We start from the raw sequence: 26,857 nt of genomic DNA, 5'->3' as shown, positions 1-26,857 counted from the left end.
GCTACATCGCCCGATCCATCTTCCGCCAGCTCAACGCCACCATGGCTTGACAGACGACCATAGAAGCGTCGACTCGGCCGCTGCGCGGCCGGCTCGACCGGCGGGGGCACGGCGGCCGTGGTGGTCTCGACTCGGCCGCTGCGCGGCCGGCTCGACCAGCGGGGAAGCTGGCGGGAAGGGAGCGGGCGACGGGAATCGAACCCGCGTAATCAGTTTGGAAGACTGAGGCTCTACCATTGAGCTACGCCCGCGCGCCCCGAGCCGCGTGCCTCGGGACTGCACGAATCTACCGCATCGGCGCCCGCGCATCCGCCCCGATACGCTTCTCGGGTGCAGCGCAGCATCCCAGCAGACCTCATCCTCGGCGGCGCGACCGCCGCCTACCAGATCGAGGGCGCCGCGGCCGAGGACGGCCGCCGCCCGGGCATCTGGGACGCCTTCGCCCGCGTGCCCGGCGCCGTGATCGACGGCCACACCGGCGACGTCGCGTGCGACCACTACCACCGCATGCCCGACGACGTCGCGCTCATGCGCGAGCTGGGCCTGCAGACCTACCGCTTCTCGACCAGCTGGGCGCGCGTGTGCCCCGACGGCGGCACGCCGAACGCGAAGGGCCTCGACTTCTACTCGCGGCTCGTCGACGAGCTGCTGGGCGCCGACATCCTCCCGTGGCTGACGCTCTACCACTGGGATCTCCCGCAGGCGCTCGAGGAGGCCGGCGGCTGGCCCGCGCGCGACACCGCGAGCCGCTTCGTCGACTACGCGCTCGCCGTGCACGAGCGGCTCGGCGACCGCGTGCAGAACTGGACGACGCTCAACGAGCCCTGGTGCTCGTCGTTCCTCTCCTACACGGCCGGCGCGCACGCCCCCGGCCGGCAGAGCGTCGCCGACGGCCTCGCCGCCGGCCACCACCTGCTGCTCGCGCACGGCATGGCGGTGCAGGCGCTCCGCGAGGCCGGCGCCGAGCGGCTCGGCATCACCCTGAACCTCACCGTCGCCGACCCCGTCGACCCCGACAGCGCATCCGATCGCGACGCCGCCCGCCGCATCGACGAGCAGTTCAACCGCTTCTTCATCGACCCGATCCTGCGCGGCAGCTACCCCGAGACGCTGCTCGCCGATGTCGGCCACCTCGGCCTCGACGCCGTGGTGCAGGAGGGCGACCTCGCGATCATCGGCTCGCCGATCGACGTGCTGGGCGTGAACTACTACCACGGCGACGCGTGCTCGTTCGAGCCGCCCGTCGAGTCGCTGCTGCAGGACGCGCCGACCGACCGCGCCGTCGGCAGCCCGTACCCCGCCGCCGACGGCGTGCACATGCACCCGCGCGGCCTGCCCACGACGACCATGGGCTGGGAGGTGCAGCCCGAGGGGCTCACGCGGCTGCTGCGCCGCGTGCACGAGGAGTACGCGGGGCCCAAGGGCGTCGAGATCTGGGTGACCGAGAACGGCGCCGCCTACGACGACGAGGTGGTGACGGATGCGGCGACCGGCGAGGCGCGGATCCACGACGCCGAGCGGGTCGAGTTCCTGCGCGCGCACGTGGGCGCGATCCTCGACGCCATCGACGCCGGCGTGCCCGTCAAGGGCTACATGTACTGGTCGCTGCTCGACAACTACGAGTGGGCGTGGGGCTACCACAAGCGCTTCGGCATCGTGCGGGTCGACTACGACACGCAGGAGCGCACGGTGAAGGACTCCGGGCTCGAGCTCGCGCGGATGATCCGCGAGCGGACGCTGTAGCGGCGACCGCTCGAGAACGCGACCCGTCCGCACTGGGCGGTCGGCTGGCCGGCCCGCGCGTCATGTCGCGCTCAACTCGATAGACTTCCCCGTCGAACGGGAGCGATCCCGACGGGGCGTAGCTCAGCTTGGCTAGAGCGCCCGCTTTGGGGGCGGGAGGTCGCAGGTTCGAATCCTGTCGCCCCGACGTGGGTTCGGCGATGGAGGGGCGGCGCACGCTGCTCGTCGGCTGCGGCCAGGTCGGCACCCGCCTCGGCCTGCGCCTCGTCGCGGGCGGCGGCGAGGCCGTCGCGCTCCGCCGCCGCACCGAGGCGCTGCCCGCAGCGCTGTCGCCGCTCGCCGTCGACCTCGGCGAGCCGGTGCCTCGCGGGCTGCTGCCGGAGGTCGACGCGATGGTCGTGACGCTGCCTCCCGGCCCCGACGACGACGCCTACGTGCGCGCGCTGCAGCACCTCGCCGACGCGCTGCCGGAGCCGCCACGACGCGTGGTGCTCGTCTCCTCGACGCGCGTGCTCGAGGGCCTCGCCGGCGCGGAGGTGCGCACGGAGGCGGATGCGCCCGTACCGGTCTCGGCGCGCGCCAGGGCGCTGCTCGACGGCGAGCGCGTCGCCCGCGAGCGGCTCGGCGCGCTCGTCGTGCGTCCCGCGGGCATCTACGGCCCAGGCCGCGAGCGGCTCGTGCGCACGGTGGTCGAGCGCACCCCCGTGCAGCACGCGCAGCGCACCAATCGCATCCACGAGACCGACCTCGTGCGCGCCCTCGAGGCGATGCTGTCGGCCGACGACCCGCCGCATCTGCTGCACGCGGTCGACCGGCGACCGGCGCCGCTCGGCGAGGTGGTCGGCTGGATCGCCGCGCGGCTGGGCGTCGAGCCGCCGCCGCGCATCCTGCCGGAGGTCGCCGGCGGCACGGTGCTCGCGGGCGACCGGCTGCTGGCGCTCCTCGGCGACCTGCGGTTCCCCTCCTTCGAGGAGGGCTACGGCGCGATGCTCGACGCCCGCGCGGGCGGGAGTCAGGCCTCCGGGATCGCGATGCCGTAGGCCTCGCGCGTGCCTCGCCGAGCGCCGACACCTCGCGCTGCTGGAAGTACGGGTGCACCTCGATCTGGTTGACGGCAGGCACCACATCGGTCTCGGCGAGGAGGCGCTGCAGGTCGTCGACCATGAAGTTGCTTACGCCGATCGCGCGCACCCGGCCGTCGGCGAGCAGCCGCTCGAGCGCCCGATAGGCCTGCAGGGTGCGGTCGAACTCGCCCGTGAGGGGCTGGTGGAGGATCAGCAGGTCGAGACGAAGGTGTGGATCAGCGACTACGGCTTCGACGAGACGCTCCACGCCTTCGAGAAGGCGAGCGGCAAGCTCGGGCTCGAGACGAGGTCGACGCCGCTGCGGAGGGTGATGGTCTCGACGGTCATGCCCTCGACGGTACGGCGACGAGGCGCGGGCAGGGAGGCCTGGGGGTACCGGGCTCGGGCCTCCACCCGTCACCAACGCGATGCCCGCCCGACACGCGGCCGAAACGACGGCGCGGGAACCTGGTCGCGGGGAGGTGCGGCATGGACGGGCTCGAGGTGACGGTGCTGCTGGGCGTCGCCGTGCTCGCGGGCATGCTCGTGGCGCCCCGGCTGCGGATCGCCGCGCCGCTCCTGCTCGTCGTCGTCGGGCTGCTGCTCGGGCTCCTGCCCGAGCTGCGCGAGATCCAGCTGCCGCCCGAGACGATGCTGCTGGTGTTCCTGCCGGTGATGCTCTTCTGGGAGAGCCTGACCACGTCGCTGCGCTCGATCTGGCGCGACCTGCGCGGCATCGTGCTCGCCAGCACCCTGCTGGTCGTCGTCACGGCGTTCGCGGTCGCCGGCATCGCGCACCTGTTCGGCGTGCCGTGGGACGTGGCGCTGCTGCTCGGCGCGGCGCTCGCGCCGCCCGACGCGACGGCTGTCTCGGCGCTCGGTCGCGCCCTGCCGCGCCGCAACTTCATGCTGCTGAAGGCCGAGAGCCTCACGAACGACGGCACGGCGCTCGTCGTCTACGCCATCGCGGCTGCCGTCGCGGTGGGCGGCAGGCTGACGCCGCTCGAGATCACGGGCATGGTGGTGCAGTCGTACCTCGGCGGTGCCGCCGCCGGCTTCGCCGTCGCGGGGCTCGCGCTGCTCCTGCTGCGGCGCGTGCGCGACGCGCTCACCATCAACGTCGCGCTGCTCGTCACGCCGTTCGCGGCGTTCCTCGGGGCCGAGCTCGTGCACGGCTCGGGCGTGCTCGCCGTGGTCGTCGCCGGGCTCGCGGCCTCCTACGCCGGCCCGCGCATCAGCACCGCCGCCTCGCGGCGGCAGACCGAGTCGGCGTGGCCGCTCGGCGCCGCGGTGCTGAACGGCGCGCTGTTCGTGCTCATCGGCCTCGAGGTGCAGCTCATCGTGCACGAGACGGATGCGGCGGCGCTCGGCCGGCTCGCGGCACTCACCGCTGCGGTCTGGGTGGGGCTGCTCGTCGTGCGCTTCGCGTTCCTCACCCTCACCGCGCACGCCATCCGCCTGCTCGACCGGCGCCCCGCGCAGCGCGCGCGGCGCATGACCTATCGCGCGCGGGTCGTGAGCGCCGTGGCCGGCTTCCGCGGCGCCGTGTCGCTGGCGATCGCGCTGTCGGTGCCGGCGGCCGCGGCGGACGGGGCACCCGTTGTCGGCCGCGACGACATCGTGTTCGTCGCGGCGGGGGTCATCGTGCTGACGCTGCTCGTGCAGGGCCCGGTGCTGCCGGCGGTGGTGCGCTGGGCGCGCCTCCCGGCGGACGCGTCCGAGGCGGAGGAGTTGCGTCTCGCCGAGCAGGCGATCGCCGAGGCCGCGAGCGCCGCGATCGAGGAGCTCGCCGACCAGCACGGCATCGACGCGGCGACCCGGACTCGGCTCTCGCGGGAGCCCGGGCACGAGCAGGAGACGCTGCTCGCGCTCGCGCTGCTCGAGCGCAAGCGCGAGGCGCTCCTGCGCCTGCGACGCGAGGGCGCTGTCGACGACGCGGTCGCGCGGCGCGTGCAGGCGCGGCTCGACGTCGAGGAGCTGCGGCTCTCCGGGGTCGAGCCCGTCGAGTGAGGTGCGCCCTCCCCGCCGGGGAGGAGGCACCGCCGGTACCCCTCAGACCGCGACGGCCTCGGCCCGATCGGTCCGCGCCGGCGCCGCGCAGCAGCCGCTGCCGAAGTCGCCCGCCCCGCCGCACACGCCGGTCTCGGGCAGCACGAGCTCGTTGCGGGCGGCCGCCTCGTGGTCGCCGGCCAGGTGCGCGACGACGCTGCGCACCTGCTCGTACCCCGTGAGCGCGAGGAACGTCGGCGCGCGGCCGTAGCTCTTCGCGCCGGTGACGAACAGGCCCGGCTCGGGCTGGGCGAGCTCGGCGACGCCGGTCGCGGCGACCGTGCCGCAGGAGTGGACGTTGGGGTCGATCTCGGCGGCGAGGCCCGCGACCGCGTCGAGCGACGGGTCGATCGCGACACGCACCTCCGACAGGATCGACAGGTCGGGGCGGAAGCCCGTGAGCGCGAAGAGCCGCGCGACCGGGCCCACCTCGCGGCCGTCGTCGCCGACGAGCACGATCCCGTCCGGCGCTCGGCGCACCTCGTCGAGGCGGAACCCGGTCACGACCTCGACGAGGCCCTGCTCGATCGCCTTCCTCGCTCGCGAGCCGAGCGCGGCCCGCTGGGGGAGCGCATCCGCCTCGCCGCCGCCGAGCGCACCCTCGGCCGATGCACGCCGCAGCAGCCACGTCACCCGCGTGCCGGGGCTGCGCTCGGCGAGCTCGGCGAGCCGCAGCACGGCGTGCGTCGCGGAGTGGCCGGCGCCGACGACGGCGACGTGCGCGCCTGCCAGCTCGGCGACGTCGGCGGGGATGCGGTAGTCGATGCGGTCGGCTGCGGCGCGCTCGCCGAGCGCGGGTGTGCCGTCGGCGCCGGCGGGCGCGGGCGAGCGCCACGTGCCGGATGCGTCGAGCACGGCCTGGGCGAGCAGGCGCCGCTCGACGCCGTCGCGGTCGACGGTGCGCACGACGAACGGCTGCTCCGCGCGCCCGGCGTCGACCACCTTGTCTCGCCCTCGGCGGCTGATCGAGACGACCTCCTCGCCGTAGCGCACGCGGTCGCCGAGCGCCGCGGCGAGCGGCTGCAGGTAGTCGCGCACCCAGGCGGCGCCCTTGGGGTAGCCGCGCGTCGGGATGGGCGTGCCCGCGGCCTCGAGCAGGCGGCGGCTCGCGGTGTCGACCAGCTCGTCCCACGCCGAGAAGAGCCGCACGTGGCTCCACTCCGAGACGGCGGCGCCTGCCGCGTCGCCGCGCTCGAGCACGAGCGGCTCGAAGCCGCGCTCGAGCAGGTGCGCGGCGGCGGCGAGGCCCTGCGGGCCGGCGCCGACGACGATGACGGGAAGGTCGTGCATGGCTGTCTCCTCATCGGGACGGGTCGCATCGAAGGTGATCGATGCGTTGATCGTGCACGACGCATCGACGCTTGTCAATCTGTGTGGCAGACTGCCCGCATGACGATCACCGACGCCCCGATCGACGCTCCCACGGCCGACGGCTGCTGCGCGCCCGAGGCCGACGCGGGCATGCCGCGCGACGAGGCCGAGCGCCTCGCGAAGGTCGGGAAGGCGCTCGGCGACCCGACGCGCGTGCGGCTGCTGTCGCTCATCGCGGCAGGCGCGCGCGGCGAGGCGTGCGTCTGCGACCTCACGGCGCCCGTGGGGCTCTCGCAGGGCACCGTGTCGCACCACATGCGCGTGCTCGCGGAGGCCGGGCTCGTCGAGCGCGAGCAGCGCGGCAAGTGGGCGTACTACTCGGTCGTGCGCGGCACGCTCGAGCAGACCGCCGCCGTGCTGCGCGGCCTCTGACGCGGGGCCTCGGGTGAGCGGCCGCGCCGTCGCCGCGCGCGCCGAGCGCCGCTCGCCCGGGCCCGTCGCCCGGCTGGCGGCGCTGTCGGTCGGCCAGGTCATCAGCTGGGGCATCCTGTACTACGGGCTCATCGTCGCGGCGCCCGCCGTCGCGGCGGACACCGGCTGGGGACTGCCCGTCGTGATGCTGTGCTTCTCGGCCGGCCTCGTCGCATCCGCCGCCGCCGGCATCGTCGTCGGCCGCTGGCTCGACGACCGCGGCCCGCGGCTCGTCATGACGCTCGGCAGCCTCGTCGGCGCCGGCGGGCTCGCGATGGCCTCGGCCGCGACCACCGTGCCCGGGTTCGCCGCGGCCTGGGTGGTCGTGGGCCTCGGCCAGTCGGCGGTGCTCTACCAGGCGGCGTTCACGGTGCTCACGCGGCGCCACGGCGATGCGCAGGGCGGCGGCGCGCGCCGCCGGGCGATGACGGTCGTCACGCTCGCCGGCGGTCTCGCCTCGACCGCGTTCGCCCCGCTCACCGCCGCGCTGCTCGGCGTGCTCGACTGGCGCGCGACGCTGCTCGTGCTCGCGGTCGTGCTCGTCGCGCTCACGACCCCGCTGCACTGGTGGTCGCTCGAGCGCTCCTGGCCGGCCCGCGAGCCGAGCGGCGAGCACGCGCCGCCGCCGTCGGTCGCCGCGGTGCTGCGCACCCGGCGGTTCTGGATGCTCGAGGTCGCCATGATCGCGGTGGCCGCGGCCCTGTACATGGTGACGCTCGCCGCCATCCCGCTGCTCACCGAGAAGGGGCTCACGTACGAGCTCGCCGCGTGGGGCCTCGGCCTGCTGGGCGCCGGCCAGGTGGCCGGGCGGCTGCTCTACGTGGCCCTGCCGCGCGCTACGTCGCCGTGGGTGCCGCTCGCGACGACGGCGGGGCTCGCGGCGATCGTGCTGGCGCTGCTGTCGCTCGTGCCCGGCCCGCCGTGGCTGCTCATCGCGATCGGCGTCGCAGCGGGCGCAGTGCGCGGCGCGCAGACGCTCGTGCAGGGCTCCGCGGTCGTGGAGCGCTGGGGGCCGCGCGGCTACGGCGCCCTGAACGGCGCGTTCGCCGCGCCGATCACCGTCGTCACCGCGCTCGGCCCGGCGCTCGGCCCGCTGCTGGCCGTCGCGACCGGCTCCTACGCCGCGATGGGGCTGCTGGCCGCCGGCCTCGCGCTCGTCGCGCTCGCGCTCGCGCGCTGGACCTGAGCGCGACGGAGCAGCCCGAGCTTGCGGCGATCGACGCGGTGCTCGCGCGGGCGCAGCCGGCACGGAGCCCCTTGCGGGAGCGGGCGCACGGGCATAGCGTCGCGCTGCAGGCCGAGGCGATCGTCGAGGAGGCTCCGTGGCCGATCCGCGAGTCGTCGAGCTCCACCGCCTGCACGCCGCCGGCTGCTTCGTCATGCCGAACCCGTGGGACCTCGGCAGCGCCCGCATCCTCGAGCGGCTCGGCTTCCCCGCGCTCGCGACCACGAGCGCCGGCGCGGCGTGGGCGCTCGGCATGCAGGACGCCCGCCTCGCGCTCCACGAGTCCCTCGCGCATCTGAGCGCCGTCGCGGCCGCGGTCGCGGTGCCCGTGAGCGCCGACTTCCAGGGCGGCTACGCCGTCGAGCCCGACGCCGTGGCCGGCACCGTGGCGGCCGCGGTCGAGACCGGCGTCGCGGGGCTCTCCATCGAGGACGCGACCGGCGACGCCGGCTCGCCCCTGCACGAGCGCACGCTCGCCGTCGAGCGCATCCGCGCCGCGCGGGAGGCGATCGACCGAAGCGGCACCCGCGTGCTCCTGACCGCGCGCTCCGAGGGCTACGTCGTCGGGCATCCGGACCTCGACGACACGCTCGACCGGCTCGTCGCGTACGCCCAGGCGGGCGCGGACTGCCTCTACGCGCCGCGGATCTCGACGCGCGCCGAGATCTCGGCGATCGTGGAGGCGGTGGCGCCGAAGCCCGTCAACCTGCTGGTCAACGCGCCCTGGATCACGGTCGCAGAGGCGGCCGCGCTCGGCGTGCGCCGCATCAGCGTCGGCGGCACGCTCGCGCGGGCGGCGTGGGGCGGATGGCTCGGAGCCGCCCGGGAGATCGCCGAGCAGGGCACCTTCGGGGGCTTCCGCGACCTGCCCGACGTCGAGGCGCTGCTCGCCGACGAGGGCTGAGCGCCGTCAGGAGGCGGAGGCCCGCCGCTGCGCCGTCAGCACGATCGCCACGCCCACCGCGGCGACCACGAGCCCGGCGATGCCGAGCGGCGCGATCGGCACGCCGAAGAAGAGCCACACCCACAGCATCGTCGTCGGCGGCGTGAGGTAGAGCATGGTGCTGACGAACGTGGCGCCGTGCGAGCGCGTGACGGTGACGTACAGCACATAGCCGCCGAGGCTCGCGAGCACCACGAGCCAGAGGACCGCGGCCCAGACGTCGAGGCTCGTCGGCGGGGCGGCGTGGCCGCGCACGAGCGCGACGAGCATGAACGCGGCGCCCGCGACCACCGACTGCATCGTGATGGTCTGCAGCAGGTCGTCGTGCATGTGCCAGCGGCGCTGCAGCACGGTGCCCGTGGCGAGGCACAGCACGCCGACGAGCGGCAGCGCGTGCGCCCACAGCGGCGCGCCGGAGCCGCCGATCTGCCCCGAGACGACGAGCGCGACGCCCGCGAGCCCCACGACCATGCCGAACCACATCCACCCGTTCGCGCGCTCGCCGAGGAAGCGGCCCGCGACGGTGGCGACGAGCATCGGCTGCAGCGCGGCGATGAGCGCGGCGGTGCCGCCGTCGACGCCGAAGCGCACGCCCTCGAAGATCATCAGCAGGTAGCCGGCCTGGCTCAGCAGCGCGATCGCGCCCTGCCGCAGCCAGCTGCGGGCGCCCGGCCAGCTGCGGCGCAGCACGAGCATCGTCGCCACGAGGATCCCCGCGAGCACGACGAAGCGCCACGCGAGCACCGTGATGGGCTCGCCGTCGGCGCGAGCGGCGAGCTCGGCGCCCACGAAGCCCGAGCTCCAGGTGATGACGAGGGCGATCGACGCGACGACGATGGCCGTCCGGCCCAGGCGGCCGCGCGAGGACGCGCTCGAGAGGTCTGACACCGCTCGATCATCCCAGCCCGGCCGCGCGCATCCGCCGCCGACACGGGCGGCGGATGCGTCAGGTCTCGACGACGAGGATCGGATCGGTGGTGGGCGCCTCGGAGCCGCCGGCCGGCTCGACCGTGACGCCGACGACGGCGCCGGCCGAGAGCTCGCCCTCGAGCACGATCGCGGTGGAGTCGCCCTCGGCGTCGAAGACGCCCGCGTCGTGCGGGCCCGCGGCGTCGATGTACCACGCCTGATAGGTGCGGCCCTCGGGCGCGGAGCCCAGGCCCTCGAAGAGGATCGCCGACTGGCCCTGCTCGGCCGACCAGATCACCGTCGCGACGGTGCCGTCGGCCAGCTCGACCTCGCTGCGCTGCGCGTCGGACGCGCTCACGACGGCACCGAGCGCCTCCTGCCGCGGGTCGTCGCCGAGCTGCGTGCCGATGGCGATGCCGCCGACGAGCAGCGCGGCGCTCGCGGCGACCGCGCCGAGCACGCGCATCGGCTGCCAGCGCGCGCGGGCGCGCCGCTCGGCAGGTCCGAGCCGGCGGCCGGCGTCGCCTGCCGGGGCTGCTGCCGGGGCGGAGGCGCCGAGGCCGGATCCGGATGCGTCGGTGCCGGTCGCGTCGGAGCGCGCGTCGAGCGGGGCTGCGGGAGCTGCGGCGCGAGGCGCGCCGTCCGTCGCGGGCAGCTGCGGCTCGCGCGCGATGGCGTCGAGCACGCTCGCGCGGAGGCTCGGCGGGGGAGCGGCCTGGTCGCCGCCGAGCAGCGTGGCGGTGTCGGCGAGCGCCGCGGCCTCGGCACGCGCCTCGGGCGAGGCCTCCGCCTCGAAGCGCGCGCGCTCCTCGGGCGTCAGCGCGTCGAGCGCGTACGCCGCGGCCAGGTCGTCGACGGACCGGCGGTCGTCGCTCATGTCGTCACCCCCAGGATGCCGCGCAGGCGTGTGAGCCCGTCGCGCATCCGCGTCTTCACCGTGCCGAGCGGCGCCCCCAGGCGCTCGGCGATCTCGGTCTGCGTGAGCCCGTCGAAGTAGGCGAGCTCGATCGCCTCGCGCTGGGCGTCGCTCAGCTGCCCGAGCGCGCTGCGCGCCCTGGCGGCGTCGAGCGAGACCTCCGCCTGCTCGGCGACGACGTCGACCGGCACCGCGGTGTCGCGGATGCCGATGCGCGCGTCGCGGTCGCGCTGCGCCTGCGAGGAGCGCACGCGGTCGACTGCGCGCGCGTGCGCGATCTGCAGCAGCCAGCTGATGGCGGCGCCGCGGCTCGGGTCGAAGCGCTTCGCCTGCCGCCACGCCTCGAGGAAGACCTCCTGCGCGACCTCCTCGGCCTGCGCGCGGTCGACCAGGATGCGCAGCACGAGGCCGAACACGCGCGGAGCGGTCGCGTCGTAGAGCGCGGCGAACGCGCGCTGGTCGCCGTCGGCGGCGCGCACGAGGCACTCCTCGACGTCGATCTCCACAGGTCCCCTCTCCACGTGCACGCGGCGCACGTGCGCGCGCGCCACCGGCCTGAGTATTGCAGGCCGAGGCGCGAGGGCGAGGGAGGTCATGCCGGTGGTTCGCAGCCGCGGCCCGGACGGATTGGGGATGCGGGCGCACGGGCCGGTAGACTCGGGCGGTGGTCCGCCCTCTCGCGGCGGATCTGGCGCGCCAGCGCGGCCCAGGGCCCGCGCCGCACAGGCCCGACCACCATCAACCTCAGGAGACCCCCTCGTGAAGACCACGGTCGAGAAGATCGAGAACACGCGCACGAAGCTCACCATCGCCGTCGAGCCCCAGGAGCTGCGTCCCGCGATCGACCAGGCGTACAAGACCGTCGCCGAGCAGATCAGCGTGCCCGGCTTCCGCAAGGGCAAGGTGCCTGCGGCGATCATCGACCAGCGCGTCGGCCGCGAGGAGATCCTCAACCAGGCCGTGTCGCAGTCGATCGACGAGTTCTACCGCCAGGGCGTCGCCGAGGCCGGCATCCGCCCGCTCGGCCGCCCGCAGGCCGACGTGACCGCGTGGCCCGAGGTGAAGGACTTCTCGGGCGACCTCGTGCTCGAGATCGAGGTCGACGTCCGTCCCGACTTCGACCTCCCCGAGGTCGAGGGCCGCACGATCACCGTCGACGCCATCGAGGTCGGCGACGACGCCGTCCAGCAGGAGCTCGACGAGCTGCGCGCCCGCTTCGGCACGCTCGTGACCGTCGACCGCCCGGCCGCGAAGGGCGACTTCGTCACGCTCGACCTCACCGCCTCGATCGACGGCGAGCCCGTCGACACGGCGAGCGGCATCTCCTACGAGGTCGGCTCGGGCGAGCTCATCGACGGCATCGACGAGGCCGTCGAGTCGCTCACCGCGGGCGAGGAGACGACCTTCACGTCGACCCTGGTCGGCGGCGACCACGCCGGCAAGGACGCCGAGGTGAGCGTCACCGTGCAGGCCGTCAAGGAGCGCGAGCTGCCCGAGGCCGACGACGACTTCGCCCAGATGGCGAGCCAGTTCGACACGATCGACGAGCTGAAGGCCGACCTGCGCGAGCAGGCGGGCCGCTCGAGCCGCCTCGGCCAGGCCGAGCAGGCGCGCCAGCGCCTGCAGGACGAGCTCATCGAGGCCGTCGAGATCGAGGTCCCGTCGCAGGTCGTCGAGGACGAGGTGGCCCGCCACCTCGAGGCCGAGAACCGCTCCGAGGACGCCGAGCACGGCGAGGAGGTGCGCCAGGAGACGCAGAAGCTGCTCAAGCAGCAGATGCTCTTCGACCGCTTCGCCGAGGAGGAGGACCTGCAGGTCACGCAGCAGGAGCTCACGCAGATCATCGTGCAGCAGGCGGCGCAGTACGGCATGGCTCCGCAGGAGCTCGTGCAGGCGCTCGAGGCCAACGGCCAGCTGCCGGTGCTGCTCGGCGACATCCTCCGCGGCAAGACCCTCTCGACCCTGCTCGGCCGCGTCACCGTCGTCGACGACAAGGGCGAGACGGTCGACCTGTCGGACTTCCTGCCGAAGGCGGAGGCCGACGAGGACGACATCGAGGGCGCCATCCGCGAGGCGGAGGCGAACCTCGCGAAGCAGCACGCCGAGGACTGATCCACAGCGAAGGGGCCGGGCGCGAGCCCGGCCCCTTCCGCATGCCTCCGCCTGCGGCGAACACGGCCGAGCGCGCCGCGCCGCTCGCCTAGGGTTGGAGCGAACCGAGAGAAGGAGTCACCTGTGGCTGAACCCGTCTTCGCGCCTTCGGTCTTCGACCGACTGCTGCGCGATCGCATCATCTGGCTCGGCGAGGAGGTGCGCGACGAGAACGCGAACGAGATCTGCGCCAAGATCCTGCTGCTCGCCGCGGAGGACCAGAACAAGGACATCTACCTCTACATCAACTCGCCCGGCGGCTCGATCACGGCCGGCATGGCGATCTACGACACGATGCAGTTCGTGCCGAACGACATCGTCACCGTCGGCATCGGCATGGCGGCGTCGATGGGCCAGCTGCTGCTGACCGCCGGCACCGCCGGCAAGCGCTACATCACGCCCAACGCGCGCGTGCTGCTGCACCAGCCCCACGGCGGCTTCGGCGGCACCTCGAGCGACATCCAGACGCAGGCGCAGCTCATCCTCGACATGAAGAAGCGGCTCGCCGAGATCACGGCCGATCGCACCGGCAAGAGCGTCGAGCAGATCAACGCCGACGGCGACCGCGACCGCTGGTTCACGGCGCAGCAGGCGCTCGAGTACGGCTTCGTCGACCACGTGCGCGAGTCGGCGGCCGACGTCACCGGCGGCGGCGGCACCGACCAGGAGGACGGCCACTCCGCCCTCGACGACAGCACCGGCCAGGAGGGTGGCAACTGATGGAGACTCCCACGTTCCAGGCGGGCGGCAGCGCCCTGCAGATGCCCGGCTCGCGGTACATCCTGCCGAGCTTCGAGGAGCGCACGGCCTACGGCTTCAAGCGCCAGGACCCGTACGCGAAGCTCTTCGAGGACCGCATCATCTTCCTCGGCGTGCAGGTCGACGACGCGTCGGCCGACGACATCATGGCGCAGCTGCTCGTGCTCGAGTCCCAGGACCCGGATCGCGACATCGTCATGTACATCAACTCGCCCGGCGGCTCCTTCACGGCCATGACGGCGATCTACGACACGATGCAGTACATCCGGCCCGCGGTGCAGACCGTGTGCCTCGGCCAGGCGGCATCGGCCGCGGCCGTGCTGCTCGCCGCGGGCGAGCCCGGCAAGCGCCTCGCGCTGCCGAACGCCCGCATCCTCATCCACCAGCCGGCGACGTCCGACGCCGGCCGCGGCCAGGCATCCGACATCGAGATCCAGGCGCGCGAGGTGCTGCGCATGCGCGGCTGGCTCGAGGAGACGCTGTCGAAGCACTCCAAGAAGGAGGTCGAGCAGGTGTCGAAGGACATCGAGCGCGACACCTTCCTCTCGGCCGAGGAGGCGCTCGAGTACGGCCTCATCGACCAGGTGCTCACGAGCCGCAAGACGGCGCCGCAGCTGCTCGGCTGAGCAGCAGCGAGCGAGACGAAGGCCCGGCACCCCTCGAGGTGCCGGGCCTTCGCCGTGCGTCAGGCGCGGTCGCGGCGGGTGCGCGAGCCGCGGTTGATCGTGTAGGCGATCACCGCGAGCACGCCGAGCACCGCGAGGATGCCGATCGCGATGAACGGGAACTGGCCCTCCGCCTCGGCCGGCTCCTCGGCGCCCGTGCCCTGGTCGGCGGATGCCGTCGCGGCCGGGGCGTCGGAGGTCGCCTCGGGCTCGGCGGGCTCCGTCGCCGCGGGGGTCTCCTCGGCGGCCTCCCCGCACACCGGCGCGGTCTCGGCCCCGGGGGTGCCCTCGGCGCCGGCCTCGGGCTCGAACGCGAACGCGACGGTGCCGTCGACCGGGTGCCCGTCGGCCGAGACGATCTGGTAGGTGAGCGTGTAGTCGCCCGCCGCGCCGAGCTCGGCGTCGAGCGAGACCGTGTCGCCGTCGACGGCGAGGCAGCCGTCGCCGTAGAAGCGGCCCTCGGCGTCGGTCAGCTGCATCGCGTTGCCGCCGTCGGCGCCCTCGAGCGCGAGGATCTCCTCGTTCATGACGACGCTGAACGTGCCCGGCTGGGCGGTCAGGGTGTCGCCGTCGGCGGGCGTCGAGCCGATGACGGATGCGTGGGCGGGCAGGAGGAGGACGGCCGCGAGCGCGGCGATGGCGGCATGCATGCCTCCAGCCTACGGTCCGGATCTGCGCGCGGGCGGCGTGGTCGGTCGCGCTGTCACCGCCCTCGTCTAGGCTTCATGCACGGGCGCGGCCTGCGCCCCAGAGGATGGTGAGAGCGAGATGGCCCGACTCGGAGAGAGCGGCGACCTGCTGAAGTGCTCCTTCTGCGGCAAGAGCCAGAAGCAGGTGCAGCAGCTGATCGCCGGCCCTGCGGTGTACATCTGCGACGAGTGCGTCGAGCTGTGCAACGAGATCATCGAGGAGCGCGCCGCCGAGGCGGGCGAGGCGAGCGAGCACGAGGGGTTCACGCTGCCGAAGCCGCGCGAGATCTTCGCGTTCCTCGAGGAGTACGTCGTCGGCCAGGAGAGCGCGAAGCAGTCGCTCTCGGTCGCCGTCTACAACCACTACAAGCGCATCGCCGCCGCGCAGCAGCTGGCCTCGGCCGACGCCGCGGGCGACGCCGTCGAGATCCAGAAGTCGAACATCCTGATGGTCGGCCCGACGGGCTGCGGCAAGTCCTACCTCGCGGCGACGCTCGCGAAGCAGCTCAACGTGCCGTTCGCCGTCGCCGACGCGACAGCCCTCACCGAGGCGGGCTACGTCGGCGAGGACGTCGAGAACATCCTGCTGAAGCTCATCCAGGCCGCCGACTACGACGTCAAGCGGGCCGAGACGGGCATCGTCTTCATCGACGAGATCGACAAGGTGGCCCGCAAGGCCGAGAACCCGTCGATCACGCGCGACGTCTCGGGCGAGGGCGTGCAGCAGGCGCTGCTGAAGATCATCGAGGGCACGGTCGCCTCGGTGCCGCCCCAGGGCGGCCGCAAGCACCCGAACTCGGAGTTCATCCAGATCGACACGTCGAACGTGCTGTTCATCGTCGCCGGCGCGTTCGCGGGCCTCGAGGACATCATCGCCAACCGCTCCGGCAAGCGCGGGATCGGCTTCGGCGCCCCGGTGTCGTCGCTGAAGCCCGACCTCAACGTCTTCCAGGACGTGCTGCCCGAGGACCTCCACAAGTTCGGGCTCATCCCCGAGTTCATCGGGCGCCTGCCGGTGATCGCGACGGTGTCGCCGCTCGACCAGGCTGCGCTCGTCGAGATCCTGAGCGAGCCGCGCAACGCGCTCGTCAAGCAGTACCAGCGCATCTTCGAGATCGACGGCGTCAAGCTCGACTTCGAGCCCGAGGCGCTGCAGGCGATCGCCGACCTCGCGGTCGACCGCAAGACGGGTGCGCGCGGCCTGCGCTCCATCCTCGAGACGGTGCTCGCGCCGGTCATGTTCGAGGTGCCCTCGAAGGAGGGCGTCGAGCGCGTGATCGTGACGAAGGAGTCGGTGGCCGGCACCGAGCAGCCGATCATCCTCACTGCCGACGACATCCAGGAGCTCTCCGCCTAGCGTCGGCGGAATTGCCTCCAGGGGTGAGGTAAGGCTATCCTTACCTCGTGACCTTCTCGGAGCCGGACGCCCTGCGCGCCACCGACGTGAGCCTCGCCTACGGGCGCGACGAGATCGTCCACCGCGCCTCCATCGCGCTCGCGCCCGGATGCGTCACGGCCCTCGTCGGCCCGAACGGCAGCGGCAAGTCGACGCTGCTGCGCGGCCTCACGGCGCTGCACCGCCCGAGCGAGGGGGCCGTCGTCTTCGTCGACGGGGCCGACGCCGCGTCGCTGGGGGAGCGGGAGCTCGCCCGCCGCATCGCGCTGCTCGCCCAGTCGCACCCCGACCCGTCGGGCGTGCGCGTGCGCGAGGTCGTCGCCTACGGCCGGTTCGCGCACCGCGCCCGCTTCCGCGGCGGCGACCCGCGCGGCGACGACGTGATCGCCCGCGCGATGGCCGCGACCGGCATCGCCGAACTCGCCGAGCAGCCGGTCTCGCAGCTCTCCGGCGGCCAGCGCCAGCGCGTCTGGCTCGCGACGTGCCTCGCGCAGGAGACCGGCATCGTGCTGCTCGACGAGCCCACGACCTTCCTCGACGTGCGCTACCAGCGCGAGATCCTCGAGATCGTCCGCGACCTCGCCGACGACGGCGTCGCCGTCGGCATCGTGCTGCACGACCTCGAGCAGGCGGCCGAGGTCGCCGACGAGGTCGTCCTCCTCGTGCACGGCCGCATCGTCGCGGCCGGCACGCCCGAGGAGGTGCTCACCGCCGAGCGGCTGAGCGCAGCCTACGAGGTGCCCATCGATGTCGAGCCGTCGTCCGACGGCCTCCGCATCCGGCCGCAGCGGCTCCGCCGTCGGCCGGTCGTGTCGCGCGCCGCGTGACCCCCCACCCCGTCGGGCCGTGCGCCCGAGGAAGGATCCCCATGTCCCAGCGAACCCCGCTGTCCCGGTCGCTGCTCGCCGGCGCGGCAGCGCTCACGGCGCTCACGCTCGCCGCGTGCGGCACCACCGAGCCCGCCGCCGAGACGACCCCGGCCGAGCCCGAGGCCTCCGCGGTGACGGTGACGGATGCGCGCGGCGAGGCCGTCGAGATCCCCGCCGGCGTCGAGGACGTCGTCGCGCTCGAGTGGGTCGCCGTCGAGCACCTGCAGACGGTCGGCATCGAGCCGGTCGGCGTCGCCGACGTCGCCGGCTACGAGGACTGGGCCGGGGTCGGCGCGCCGCTCGAGGGCGAGCCCACCGACGTCGGCACGCGCACGGAGCCGTCGATCGACGCGATCGCGGGCCTCGCGCCCGACCTGATCGTCGCCGTCGCGGGCCGTGACGACGCGGCCTACGCCGACCTCGAGGCCATCGCGCCCGTGCTCGTCCTCCAGGGCGCCGACGCATCCGCGCCGCTCGAGACGATGCTCGACGACCTGCGCCTCGTCGGCGAGGCCACCGGCGGGCTCGATGCTGCCGAGTCGGCGATCGCCGACTTCGAGGCGCACGTCGCCGATGTGGCCGCCGAGGTCGAGGAGGCGGGCCTCGCGGGCACGTCGCTCGCGCACATGGACGGCTACGAGACGGGCGGCCAGGTCGAGATCCGCCCCTACGCCGACGGTGCGCTGCTGCCGGCCGTGTTCGAGGAGGCGGGCTTCGTCAACGGCTGGCCCGGCGAGGGCGACCCGCAGTACGGGCTCGGCGCCACCGACGTCGAGGGCCTGACGGCGCTCGGCGACGACACGCACATCATCTACATGACCGTGGGCGAGCGCGACGTGTTCCGCGACCAGCTCGCCTCGAACGAGATCTGGACGGGCCTGCCCACCGTGCAGGCGGGCAACGTGCACCGCCTGCCCGACGGCATCTGGCTCTTCGGCGGCGTCGACTCGATGGCCGCCTACCTCGACGCGATCGTCGCGTCGCTCGCGCCCACGCCGTGACCCGCGTCCGACCGGGAGGGCTCGCGCTCGGCGCGGCCCTCCTCGTCGCACTCGTCGCGCTCTCGGCCTGGCACGCCACGCAGGGCACCACGCAGCTCGGCGCCGCAGAGCTGCTCGCGTGGCTCGGCGGCGACCAGGGCAACGCCTCGGTGATCGTCGAGAGCCGGCTGCCCCGCATCGCCGCCGCGATCGTCGTCGGGCTCGCGCTCGGCGCCGCGGGCTACGCGATGCAGACGCTCACCGGCAACCCGCTCGCCTCGCCCGACACGCTCGCCGTGAACGGCGGCGCGGGCGCGGCGATCGGCATCGCCGCGATGCTGGGGGTGAGCCTCCCCGGGCTGGGCGGCGCGGGCCTCGCCTTCGCCGGCGGCCTCGCCGCGGCGCTCGCCGTCGTCGCGATCGGCCGGGGCCGCGGCTCGACCACCCAGATGGTGCTCGTCGGCACCGCCCTCGCGCTCGCGCTGCAGTCGGTGACGACGGTGGCGATCATCCTCGCCGAGGAGGAGAACGCGGGGCTCTTCGCCTGGGGCGTCGGCCGGCTGTCGCAGAACGGCATCGGCACGGTCGCGCAGCTGCTGCCGGTCGTGCTCGTCGGCATCGCGGTGCTGCTGCTGCTCGCCCGCAGGCTCGACGTGCTCGCGCTCGGCGAGGAGGCGGCCACGACGCTCGGCGTCGGCGTCGGCCGCCTGCGGCTCGGCACGCTCGTCGCCTCGGTCGCGCTCGCCGCCGCGGCGGTCGCGATCGCCGGCCCCATCGGCTTCGTCGGGCTCGCGGCGCCGATCGTGGTGCGGCTGCTCGTCGCCCGGATCCCCGGCGCCGCGCGCCACAGCACCGCGATCCCGCTCGCCGCGCTCGCGGGCGCGGTGCTCGTCGTCGGCGCCGACGTGCTGCTGCGCGCGGTGCTCGGCGGCACCGGCTCGCTCGACGTGCCGACGGGCGTCGTCACGAGCCTCGTCGGCGCCGTCTGCATCGTCGTGCTCGCGCGCACCGTCGCGGGCGCGGCCGAGACCGAGTCGATGTCGGTGCTCGGGGCGCGCACGCTGTCGCGCCGCGGGTGGCCGCCGATCGCGGTCGCCGCGCTCGTGCTCGTCGCGCTCACGGTGGGCGCGGTGCTGCTCGGCGACCGCATGCTCCTGCTCGGCGACGTCGCCAACTGGCTCGCCGGCCGCGCGGGCGACGCGGTGCGGGTCACGCTCGACACGCGCACGCCGCGCGTGGCGGCAGCCGTGCTCGCCGGCGTCGCGCTCGCGCTCTCGGGCGCGCTCGTGCAGGCCGTCGCACGCAACGCGCTCGCCGATCCGTACCTGCTCGGCGTCGCCGGCGGGGCGGGGCTCGGCGCCGTCGGCGTCATCACGCTCGTGCCCGTGGCGGTCGGATGGCTCGTGGCCGCGGGCGCGCTGGCCGGCGGCGCGCTCGCGGGAGCCCTCGTGCTCGCGCTCGTCGGCTGGCGACGCCTGGGGAGCCTCCGGCTCGTGCTGACCGGCATCGCGCTCTCGGCGGCGACGGCGGCGCTCACGAGCCTGCTCATCGTCGTCACCGACCCCTGGAACCGGGGCAAGGCGATCGTGTGGCTCGCCGGGAGCACCTACGGCCGGGGCTTCGAGGACGTGCTGCCGGTCGCGACGGCGATCGTCGTGGCCGTGGTGGCGCTCGTGTGGATGCACCGCGACCTCGACCTCGCCCAGCTCGACGAGGCGACGCCGCGCCTGCTCGGCGTGCGGCTGTCGGCGGTGCAGGTCGTGGCGCTCGCGCTCTCGGTGGCGCTCGCCTCGACGGCGGTCGCGGCGATCGGCGTCGTGGCGTTCGTCGGGCTCGTCGCGCCCCACGCGGCCCGGGCGATCGTCGGCGCCCGCCACCGGGTGCTGCTGCCGCTCGCCGCGCTCCTCGGCGGCACGCTGACGCTGCTCGCCGACACCCTCGGGCGCACGCTCATCGCCCCCGCGCAGCTGCCCGCCGGCGTGATGACCGCGCTCGTGGGCATCCCGTACTTCATCTGGCTCGTGCTGCAGGCGGGCCGGGCCCGATAGGGGCCCGGCCCGGCGCAGGTCAGGCCGCGGTCAGCCCGCGGCGCTCGAGCAGCGGCTGCAGCTCCGCGTCGCGGCCGCGGAAGTCGCGGAACGCCTCGAGCGGGTCCTTCGAGCCGCCGACGCCGAGCAGCCGGTCGCGGAAGCGCTGGCCCGCCTCGCGGATCGACGGCTGCTGCTTGAACCACTCGACGGTGTCGGCGTCCATCACCTCCGACCAGATGTAGGAGTAGTAGCCGGCCGAGTAGCCGCCCGAGAACACGTGCTGGAAGTAGCCCGTCGAGTAGCGGGTCGGCACGGTGTCGCTCAGCAGCCCGACGCTGTCGAGCGCGTCGCGCTCGAAGTCGGCCACGTCGACGACGGTGTCGCCGGCGACGCGCGCGTGCCACGCCTGGTCGAGCAGCGCCGCGGCGAGGTACTCGCTCGTGTCGTGCCCCTGGTTGAAGGTCTCCGACGCCTGCAGCCGCGCGATGACGTCGGCGGGCAGCGGCTCGCCGGTCTCGATGTGCCGCGCGTAGTGCTCGACGATGCCGGGCCACAGCATCCACATCTCGTTCACCTGGCTGGGGAACTCGACGAAGTCGCGGAAGACGTTCGTGCCGCCGAGCGACGGGTAGGTGACCTGCGCGAACAGGCCGTGCAGGGCGTGGCCGAACTCGTGGAAGAGCGTCGTCGTCTCGTCGAAGGTGAGGAGCGTCGGCGTGCCCGCGGGCGGCTTCGGCACGTTGAGGTTGTTCATCACGACGGTCGGGTGCCCGAGCAGCGCGTTCTGCTGGATGAGCGAGTTCATCCACGCGCCGCCGCGCTTCGCGTCGCGCGTGTACAGGTCGAGCAGGTACAGCCCGACCTCGCTGCCGTCGTCGTTGCGCACCTCGAACACGCGCACGTCGGGGTGGTAGCCGACGAGGTCGTGGCGCTCCTCGATCGTGACGCCGTAGACCTGCGTCGCGGCGTGGAAGACGCCGTCCTGCAGCACGCGCTCGGCCTCGAAGTAGGGGCGCAGGGCCGCGGTGTCGACGTCGAAGCGCGCGGTGCGCTCCTTCTCGGTCCAGTAGTCCCAGTCCCAGGCGGCGAGCTCGTAGGACTCGCCGGCCGCGTCGATCTGCGCCTGCAGGGCGGCGGCCTCGGCGCGCGCGTTCGCCGCGGCCGGGGCGGCGAGCCGAGTGAGCATCGCGAGCACCGCCTCGGGGGTGCGCGCCGTCTCGTCGGCGGTGACGGCGTGCGCATGCGTGGCGAAGCCGAGCAGCTGCGCGCGCTCGGCCCGCAGCGCCGTGAGCTCGAGCACCGTCTCGCGGTTGTCGTGCTCGTTGCCGCGCGTGCCGCGGGCGAGGGATGCCTCCATGACGCGCCGACGGACGTCGCGGTTCGTGAGCGACGCGAGCCACGGGTGGCCCGAGAACAGCGGCAGGGTGATGAGGGCCTTGCCCTCGAGACCGCGGTCGGCCGCGGCGGCCGCGGCGGCCGAGCGCTCGCCGTCGCTCAGCCCGTCGAGCTCGGCCGGGTCGTCGATGACCACGGCGAGGTCGTTGGTGTCGGCCTGCAGGTGCTTGTCGAAGCGGGTCGTGAGCGTCGCGATCTGCTGGTTGAGCTCCTTGAGGCGCTCGCGCGCCGCGTCGTCGAGGCCTGCGCCCGCGACCGTCATCTCGGTGTGGCGGCGCTCGACGAGGTAGCGCTGCTCGGGCGTCCACGACGCATCCGGAGCGCTCTGCAGCGCTGCCACGCGCGCGTACAGGCGCGGGTCGAGGGTGATCGAGTCGGCGTGCGCAGCGAAGCGCGGCGCGTAGCGCTCCTCGAGCTCCTCGAGGAAGGGCGTCGAGTCGGTCGACGTCATGCTCCAGAAGACGTGCGCGACGCGCGAGAGCGTCTGGCCGCTGCGCTCGAGCGGCTCCATCGTGTTCTCGAACGTGGGCGCGTCGGCCTGCTCGACGATCGCGCGCACCTCGGCGGCCTGCTCGGCGAATCCGGCCTCGAAGGCCTCCTCGTAGTGCTCGTCGCGGATGTCGGCGAACGGCGGCAGCTGGTACGGGAGCGCGCTCGGCGCGAGGAAGGGGTTGGTCATGGCACCACCCTAGGCGGCGCATCCGACCGGCCCCCGAGGACGGGCCCGACGTACACTCGGGCATGGCCCCCGCCGTCTACTCGCACGGCCACCACTCGAGCGTCGTGGCCGCGCACGCCGCGCGCACGGTCGCGAACTCCGCCGCCTACCTGTCGCCGCTCGTCGAGCCCGGCATGCGCATCCTCGACGTCGGCTGCGGCCCCGGCTCGATCAGCATCGACCTCGCGCGGCGCGTGGGCGACCGCGGGCGCGTCGTCGGCATCGACATGAGCGCCGAGGTGGTCGAGACGGCGCGCGCCGCGGCGGCGCAGGCGGGGGTGTCGAACGTCGAGTTCCTCGTCGGCGACGCCTACGACCCGCCGGGGGAGCGCTACGACGTGGTGCACGCCCACCAGGTGCTGCAGCACCTCGGCGACCCGGTCGCGGCGCTCGCCGCGTGGCGCGCGGCGGGCGACCTCGTCGCCGCGCGCGACGTCGTCTACTCGGCCACGGTCATCCACCCCCTCATGCCGCCGCTCGCGCGCTGGCGCGAGCTCGTCGTCGCGCTGCAGGCCGCGAACGGCGGCGACGGCGACGCGGGCGCGCGGCTCAAGGCGTGGGCGCGCGCGGCCGGCTTCGCGAGCGTCGAGACGGATGTCGAGACCTGGTGCTTCGAGTCGCCCGCCGGGCGCGCGTTCTGGGGCGGGCAGTGGGCCGAGCGGGCGCTGCACTCGGCGTTCGCCGACGGCACCGAGCGGCACGGGCTCGCGGATGCGTCGGAGCGCGAGGCGATCGCGGCCGCGTGGTCGGCGTGGGCCGCCGACGACGACGGCTGGATGGCCATGCTGCACGGGTGGATCCTGGCCCGCGGATGAGCCGGATCCCTGTCTGACACCGCTTGCAAAGAGACCTTTGCAAAGAGTATGCTGGATGCATGCTCGACGCCGCCGTCGACGGTTCCGGCGGCGAGAGCGAGGCCCCGGCGGCCGTCGACCTCGATTCCCTCAAGGCCCTCGCCCACCCGCTCCGCGTGCGCATCCTGCACGTGCTCACGACCCGCGGCCCGCAGACCGCCTCGTCGCTCGCGACCGCGCTCGGCGAGTCGACCGGCTCGACGAGCTACCACCTGCGCCAGCTCGAGGCGAAGGGCTACATCGCCGAGGACGCCGACCGCGGCACCGCGCGCGAGCGCTGGTGGCGGCGCGCCATCGACCAGGTCGAGGTCTGGACGAAGGAGCTCGCCGACGCGCCCGAGGGACGGGCAGCGACCGCGACCGTGCTCGGCGCGTGGACGCAGCACGACGCCGCGCTGCTGGCCGCCTACATCGCCGGCGGCGAGGAGCGCTACGACGAGCCCACGCTCGACGCGGCCCGCGTCTCGTCGCGCTCGGCGACCCTGCCGGCGAGCGAGCTGCGTCGCCTCACGCGCGACGTCGAGCGGCTCATCCGCGAGCGGCTCGCTGCCGCTGCCGCTGCCTCGCCGGCCGACGCCGACGAGCCCGTCCACCGCATCCAGATCCAGTTCAACGCCTTCCCGATCGACTGATCGGGAGCCCACCTCGAAGGAGCCACCATGCCGAAGCCCGACGCCCATCCCGTCACCATGCCCATCGCCGTCATCAACGACAGCGACGCGATGGCGCAGATCCTCACGCGCCCCATGCGGTAGCGCCCCCAGACCTCCGTGCAAGGAGAAGGGCCCCAGGCAGTCGCCTGGGGCCCTGTTGTCGTCCCGCGACGCGTCGGGGCTCAGTCCTCGCGCGTCACGAGCGCGTCGTCGCCCTCGAGCCGGATGGTCGTGCCGTCGTCGAGCTCGACCACCGGCGCGCCCTCGAGCCACGTGAGGGTCCAGCGCCAGCCCGAGGTGTCGGCGCCGAGCTCGGCGAGCGTGCGCTCCTCGTCGTCGATCGCCGCGCGCATCGCGATCGGCACCGACTGGGGCGGCTCGCCGCCCACGGCCCAGCGGGTGCCGATCTGCATCAGGCCTCCTCGAGCACGATGTCGCCGACCCCGAGCTCGTCGGCCTCCACGAGCGACAGCTCGCGGATGCGCCCGACCGCCTTGAGGTCGGCGGTGGCAGCCTCGAGGTGCTCGCGCAGCGCCGCCGGCACGGCCACGACGGCCGACGCGACGGGCGTCTTCTGGCTCGCCTTCGCATCCGTCTTCGCCCGGCGGATGCCGATGAGCGCCTGGCCCACCGTCGCGAGCATGCCGGTCGAGCCGGAGCCGTCGCCGACCTCGGCGGCCTCGGGCCACGGCGCGAGGTGGATCGACGTGTCGTGCGACCACGACCACACCTCCTCGGTCGCGAAGGGCAGGAACGGCGCGAGCAGCCGCAGCTGCACGTCGATCGCCTGGCGCAGCGCCGCGATGGCCGAGCCGCGCCCGGCCGCGTCGCCCGAGTAGGCGCGCTCCTTCACGAGCTCGAGGTAGTCGTCGCAGAAGGTCCAGAAGAACGCCTCGGTCGCCTCGAGCGCCTTCGCGTGGTCGTAGCCCTCGAACGCGCGGGTCGCGGTGCGCACGACCGTCGCGAGCTCGGCGAGCATCTCGCGGTCGAGCCGCTCGGTGACCTCGCCCGGCTCGCCCTCCATCGACAGCACGAAGCGCGCCGCGTTCAGCACCTTCATCGCGAGCCGACGCCCGATCTTGATCATCTTCGGGTTCTGCGGGTCGAGCGTCGCGTCGACGCCGAGGCGCGACGAGGCGGCCCAGTAACGCACGCCGTCGGAGCCGTGCTCCTCGAGCATGCCGAGCGGCGTGACGACGTTGCCCTTCGACTTCGACATCTTCTTGCGGTCGGGGTCGAGGATCCAGCCCGAGAGCGCGGCGTGCTTCCACGGCGCCCGGCCGTCCTCGAACATCGAGCGCAGCAGCGTCGAGAAGAGCCACGTGCGGATGATGTCCTGGCCCTGCGGGCGCAGGTCGAACGGCGTCAGCTGCTGCCAGCGGTCGGCGCCGTCGGCCCAGCCGCCCGCGAGCTGCGGGGTGAGCGACGACGTCGCCCACGTGTCCATGATGTCGACCTCGCCGACGAAGCCGCCGGGCACGCCGCGCTGCGACGCCTCGTAGCCGTCGGGCACGTCGCTCGTCGGGTCGAGCGGCAGCTGGTCGGGGCGGGGGAGCAGCACGCGGTCGAAGTCGGTCTGGCCCTCCTCGTCGAGCGCGTACCAGACGGGGATCGGCACGCCGAAGAAGCGCTGGCGCGAGATGAGCCAGTCGCCGTTGAGGCCGTGCACCCAGTTCTCGTAGCGCGTGCGCATGTGCTCGGGGTGCCAGGCGATCTCGCGGCCGTGCTCCACGAGGCGCTCGCGCAGCTGCTCGTCGCGGCCGCCGTTGCGGATGTACCACTGGCGGGTCGAGACGATCTCGAGCGGCTTGTCGCCCTTCTCGTAGAACTTCACCGGGTGCTGGATGGGCTTCGGGTCGCCGATCATGCGGCCGGAGGCCTGCAGCTGCTCGACGATCGCCTTCCGCGCGCTGAAGACCGTCTTGCCGGCCATCTCGGCGTACGCCGCCTGCGCCTCGGGCGACGACAGCGCCTCGGGCGCCTCGGCGGCGAACCGGCCGTCGAAGCCGATCACCGAGCGGTTCGGCAGGTCGAGCTCGCGCCACCACGTGACGTCGGTGACGTCGCCGAAGGTGCAGATCATCGCGACGCCCGTGCCCTTGGCCTGCTGCGCGAGCTCGTGCGCGACGAACGGCACCTCGACGCCGAAGACGGGGGTCGTCACCGTCGTGCCGAAGAGGTGCTGGTAGCGCTCGTCGTCCGGATGCGCGACCACGGCCACGCAGGACGGGAGCAGCTCCGGGCGGCTCGTCTCGATCCGCAGGTCGCCGTCGCGGCTCGTGAAGAGCAGCGTGTGGTACGCGCCGGGCTGGTCGCGGTCCTCGAGCTCGGCCTGGGCCACGGCGGTGCGGAACGTCACGTCCCACAGGGTCGGCGCATCCGCCTGGTACGCCTCGCCGCGCTCGAGGTTGCGCAGGAACGCGAGCTGCGAGGTGCGTCGCGCGTCGTCCGAGATCGTGCGGTAGGTCTGCGACCAGTCGATCGAGAGGCCGAGCGTGCGCCACAGGTGCTCGAACTTCTCCTCGTCCTCCTCGGTGAGGCGCTCGCACAGCTCGATGAAGTTGCGGCGGGAGACGGGCACCTGGTCGGCGGCCTTCGAGCTCTTGCCCTCGCCGCCCTCCTGCGGAGGCGTGAAGCCGGGGTCGTAGGCGAGCGTCGGGTCGACGCGCACGCCGTAGTAGTTCTGCACGCGGCGCTCGGTGGGGAGGCCGTTGTCGTCCCAGCCCATCGGGTAGAAGACGTGCTTGCCGCGCATGCGCTGGAACCGGGCGATGAGGTCGGTGTGCGTGTACGAGAACACGTGCCCGACGTGCAGGGAGCCGGATGCGGTCGGCGGCGGCGTGTCGATCGAGTAGATCGCGTCGCGGTCGAGCCCGGCGCCGTCGAAGCGGTAGGTGCCGGCCTCCTCCCACTGCTGGCCCCACTTGGCCTCGAGGCCTTCGAGGGCGGGGCGCTCCGGGATCCCGGGCGTGGTGGGCATGGCGCTCATGGCGTCTCGCTTTCGATGTGCGCGGCATCGCGTCGGTGCCGAGCGCTGTCTCGGCGTGATGCCTGGTTGTTGCTCGGG

Annotated in this window: 23 protein-coding genes, 2 tRNA genes and 1 pseudogene; 16 read left to right on the top strand and 10 right to left on the bottom strand. The window is 74.0% G+C overall.

The annotated features are described in order from the left end of the window. Positions 1–180 precede the first annotated feature (180 nt). Positions 181–251, bottom strand: a tRNA-Gly gene (locus AC1RNL_RS10735). 79 nt (positions 252–330) lie between these two features. Between AC1RNL_RS10735 and AC1RNL_RS10730 the strand changes: the two genes are divergently transcribed. The 3 genes from AC1RNL_RS10730 to AC1RNL_RS10720 all read left to right on the top strand — a co-directional run bounded on the left by AC1RNL_RS10730 (position 331) and on the right by AC1RNL_RS10720 (position 2,783). Then, the gene (locus AC1RNL_RS10730; RefSeq protein ID WP_492935207.1) at positions 331–1,743 is read left to right on the top strand and encodes a GH1 family beta-glucosidase; all 1,413 of its coding nucleotides are present in this window, start codon (positions 331–333) and stop codon (positions 1,741–1,743) included. A gap of 112 nt (positions 1,744–1,855) precedes the next feature. Next, positions 1,856–1,930, top strand: a tRNA-Pro gene (locus AC1RNL_RS10725). A 13-nt stretch (positions 1,931–1,943) separates the two neighbouring features. Then, positions 1,944–2,783: a sugar nucleotide-binding protein gene (locus AC1RNL_RS10720; RefSeq protein ID WP_492935206.1), complete on the top strand. Its 840-nt coding sequence runs from the start codon at positions 1,944–1,946 to the stop codon at positions 2,781–2,783. 22 nt (positions 2,784–2,805) lie between these two features. Here the strand turns inward: AC1RNL_RS10720 and AC1RNL_RS10715 are convergent. Further along, positions 2,806–3,033, bottom strand: a pseudogene (locus AC1RNL_RS10715) (aldo/keto reductase); the annotation flags it as partial. A 263-nt stretch (positions 3,034–3,296) separates the two neighbouring features. Here AC1RNL_RS10715 and AC1RNL_RS10710 point away from each other — a divergent pair. Beyond that, entirely contained in the window at positions 3,297–4,817 is a 1,521-nt protein-coding gene (locus AC1RNL_RS10710) for a Na+/H+ antiporter (RefSeq protein WP_492935205.1), read from the top strand. 42 nt (positions 4,818–4,859) lie between these two features. On the opposite strand, the gene AC1RNL_RS10705 is transcribed toward AC1RNL_RS10710, so the two are convergent. Continuing rightward, a complete protein-coding gene (locus AC1RNL_RS10705; protein WP_492935204.1) occupies positions 4,860–6,146 on the bottom strand; it encodes an NAD(P)-binding domain-containing protein in 1,287 nt (428 codons plus the stop codon). Positions 6,147–6,245: 99 nt separating this feature from the next. Between AC1RNL_RS10705 and AC1RNL_RS10700 the strand changes: the two genes are divergently transcribed. The 3 genes from AC1RNL_RS10700 to AC1RNL_RS10690 all read left to right on the top strand — a co-directional run bounded on the left by AC1RNL_RS10700 (position 6,246) and on the right by AC1RNL_RS10690 (position 8,767). Next, positions 6,246–6,599, top strand: a complete 354-nt coding sequence (locus AC1RNL_RS10700; protein WP_492935203.1) for an ArsR/SmtB family transcription factor — start codon at positions 6,246–6,248, stop codon at positions 6,597–6,599. Between the two features lie 13 nt (positions 6,600–6,612). Next, entirely contained in the window at positions 6,613–7,824 is a 1,212-nt protein-coding gene (locus AC1RNL_RS10695) for an MFS transporter (protein ID WP_492935202.1), read from the top strand. A 136-nt stretch (positions 7,825–7,960) separates the two neighbouring features. Continuing rightward, positions 7,961–8,767: an isocitrate lyase/PEP mutase family protein gene (locus AC1RNL_RS10690; protein WP_492935201.1), complete on the top strand. Its 807-nt coding sequence runs from the start codon at positions 7,961–7,963 to the stop codon at positions 8,765–8,767. 6 nt (positions 8,768–8,773) lie between these two features. On the opposite strand, the gene AC1RNL_RS10685 is transcribed toward AC1RNL_RS10690, so the two are convergent. The 3 genes from AC1RNL_RS10685 to sigK are packed head-to-tail and all read right to left on the bottom strand — an operon-like array spanning position 8,774 to position 11,137. After that, positions 8,774–9,694, bottom strand: a complete 921-nt coding sequence (locus tag AC1RNL_RS10685) for a DMT family transporter (protein WP_492935200.1) — start codon at positions 9,692–9,694, stop codon at positions 8,774–8,776. A 58-nt stretch (positions 9,695–9,752) separates the two neighbouring features. Continuing rightward, a complete protein-coding gene (locus AC1RNL_RS10680) occupies positions 9,753–10,592 on the bottom strand; it encodes an anti-sigma factor (protein ID WP_492935199.1) in 840 nt (279 codons plus the stop codon). Further along, positions 10,589–11,137 (bottom strand): ECF RNA polymerase sigma factor SigK, encoded by a 549-nt coding sequence (gene sigK / locus AC1RNL_RS10675; protein WP_246990816.1) that lies wholly within the window; start codon positions 11,135–11,137, stop codon positions 10,589–10,591. The genes AC1RNL_RS10680 and sigK overlap by 4 nt, the downstream gene beginning before the upstream one ends. Before the next feature lie 253 nt (positions 11,138–11,390). On the opposite strand from sigK, the gene tig reads away from it, so the two are divergent. The 3 genes from tig (at position 11,391) to AC1RNL_RS10660 (ending at position 14,167) form a co-directional block, all read left to right on the top strand. Beyond that, positions 11,391–12,743 carry a trigger factor gene (tig, locus tag AC1RNL_RS10670; protein WP_146357515.1) on the top strand — a complete coding sequence of 451 codons (1,353 nt, stop codon included), beginning with the start codon at positions 11,391–11,393 and terminating at the stop codon, positions 12,741–12,743. 123 nt (positions 12,744–12,866) lie between these two features. Continuing rightward, on the top strand, positions 12,867–13,502 hold the full coding sequence (locus AC1RNL_RS10665; RefSeq protein ID WP_492935198.1) for an ATP-dependent Clp protease proteolytic subunit: 636 nt from the start codon (positions 12,867–12,869) through the stop codon (positions 13,500–13,502). Beyond that, complete coding sequence (locus tag AC1RNL_RS10660) at positions 13,502–14,167, top strand: ATP-dependent Clp protease proteolytic subunit (RefSeq protein ID WP_146357513.1); 666 nt, start codon at positions 13,502–13,504, stop codon at positions 14,165–14,167. Before AC1RNL_RS10665 ends, AC1RNL_RS10660 begins: the two co-directional genes overlap by 1 nt. A gap of 59 nt (positions 14,168–14,226) precedes the next feature. Here AC1RNL_RS10660 and AC1RNL_RS10655 read toward each other — a convergent pair whose 3' ends face one another. Beyond that, positions 14,227–14,856 carry a copper resistance CopC family protein gene (locus AC1RNL_RS10655; protein ID WP_492935197.1) on the bottom strand — a complete coding sequence of 210 codons (630 nt, stop codon included), beginning with the start codon at positions 14,854–14,856 and terminating at the stop codon, positions 14,227–14,229. A 118-nt stretch (positions 14,857–14,974) separates the two neighbouring features. On the opposite strand from AC1RNL_RS10655, the gene clpX reads away from it, so the two are divergent. The 4 genes from clpX to AC1RNL_RS10635 are packed head-to-tail and all read left to right on the top strand — an operon-like array spanning position 14,975 to position 20,188. Then, positions 14,975–16,252 (top strand): ATP-dependent Clp protease ATP-binding subunit ClpX, encoded by a 1,278-nt coding sequence (gene clpX / locus AC1RNL_RS10650; RefSeq protein WP_400529970.1) that lies wholly within the window; start codon positions 14,975–14,977, stop codon positions 16,250–16,252. Positions 16,253–16,299: 47 nt separating this feature from the next. Further along, positions 16,300–17,118, top strand: coding sequence for an ABC transporter ATP-binding protein (locus AC1RNL_RS10645; RefSeq protein ID WP_492935196.1), 819 nt, complete (start codon positions 16,300–16,302; stop codon positions 17,116–17,118). A gap of 41 nt (positions 17,119–17,159) precedes the next feature. Next, entirely contained in the window at positions 17,160–18,161 is a 1,002-nt protein-coding gene (locus AC1RNL_RS10640; RefSeq protein WP_492935195.1) for an ABC transporter substrate-binding protein, read from the top strand. Continuing rightward, complete coding sequence (locus tag AC1RNL_RS10635; RefSeq protein WP_492935194.1) at positions 18,158–20,188, top strand: iron ABC transporter permease; 2,031 nt, start codon at positions 18,158–18,160, stop codon at positions 20,186–20,188. The genes AC1RNL_RS10640 and AC1RNL_RS10635 overlap by 4 nt, the downstream gene beginning before the upstream one ends. Positions 20,189–20,207: 19 nt before the next feature. Here AC1RNL_RS10635 and AC1RNL_RS10630 read toward each other — a convergent pair whose 3' ends face one another. Then, positions 20,208–22,244: a M3 family metallopeptidase gene (locus tag AC1RNL_RS10630; protein ID WP_492935193.1), complete on the bottom strand. Its 2,037-nt coding sequence runs from the start codon at positions 22,242–22,244 to the stop codon at positions 20,208–20,210. Between the two features lie 62 nt (positions 22,245–22,306). On the opposite strand from AC1RNL_RS10630, the gene AC1RNL_RS10625 reads away from it, so the two are divergent. Then, the gene (locus tag AC1RNL_RS10625; protein WP_492935192.1) at positions 22,307–23,098 is read left to right on the top strand and encodes a class I SAM-dependent methyltransferase; all 792 of its coding nucleotides are present in this window, start codon (positions 22,307–22,309) and stop codon (positions 23,096–23,098) included. Positions 23,099–23,157: 59 nt separating this feature from the next. Beyond that, positions 23,158–23,769 carry a helix-turn-helix domain-containing protein gene (locus tag AC1RNL_RS10620; RefSeq protein WP_492935191.1) on the top strand — a complete coding sequence of 204 codons (612 nt, stop codon included), beginning with the start codon at positions 23,158–23,160 and terminating at the stop codon, positions 23,767–23,769. A gap of 203 nt (positions 23,770–23,972) precedes the next feature. Here the strand turns inward: AC1RNL_RS10620 and AC1RNL_RS10615 are convergent, their stop codons facing one another. Continuing rightward, positions 23,973–24,203 (bottom strand): hypothetical protein, encoded by a 231-nt coding sequence (locus AC1RNL_RS10615; RefSeq protein WP_128190574.1) that lies wholly within the window; start codon positions 24,201–24,203, stop codon positions 23,973–23,975. Then, on the bottom strand, positions 24,203–26,779 hold the full coding sequence (gene valS, locus AC1RNL_RS10610) for a valine--tRNA ligase (RefSeq protein WP_492935190.1): 2,577 nt from the start codon (positions 26,777–26,779) through the stop codon (positions 24,203–24,205). The genes AC1RNL_RS10615 and valS overlap by 1 nt, the downstream gene beginning before the upstream one ends. Between the last annotated feature and the right edge of the window lie 78 nt (positions 26,780–26,857).

The organism is Agrococcus sp. GW821-FHT14H11 (assembly GCF_058803545.1).
Note: the sequence above shows the minus strand (reverse complement) of the source record. Positions and strands in the feature narration are given on the sequence as shown.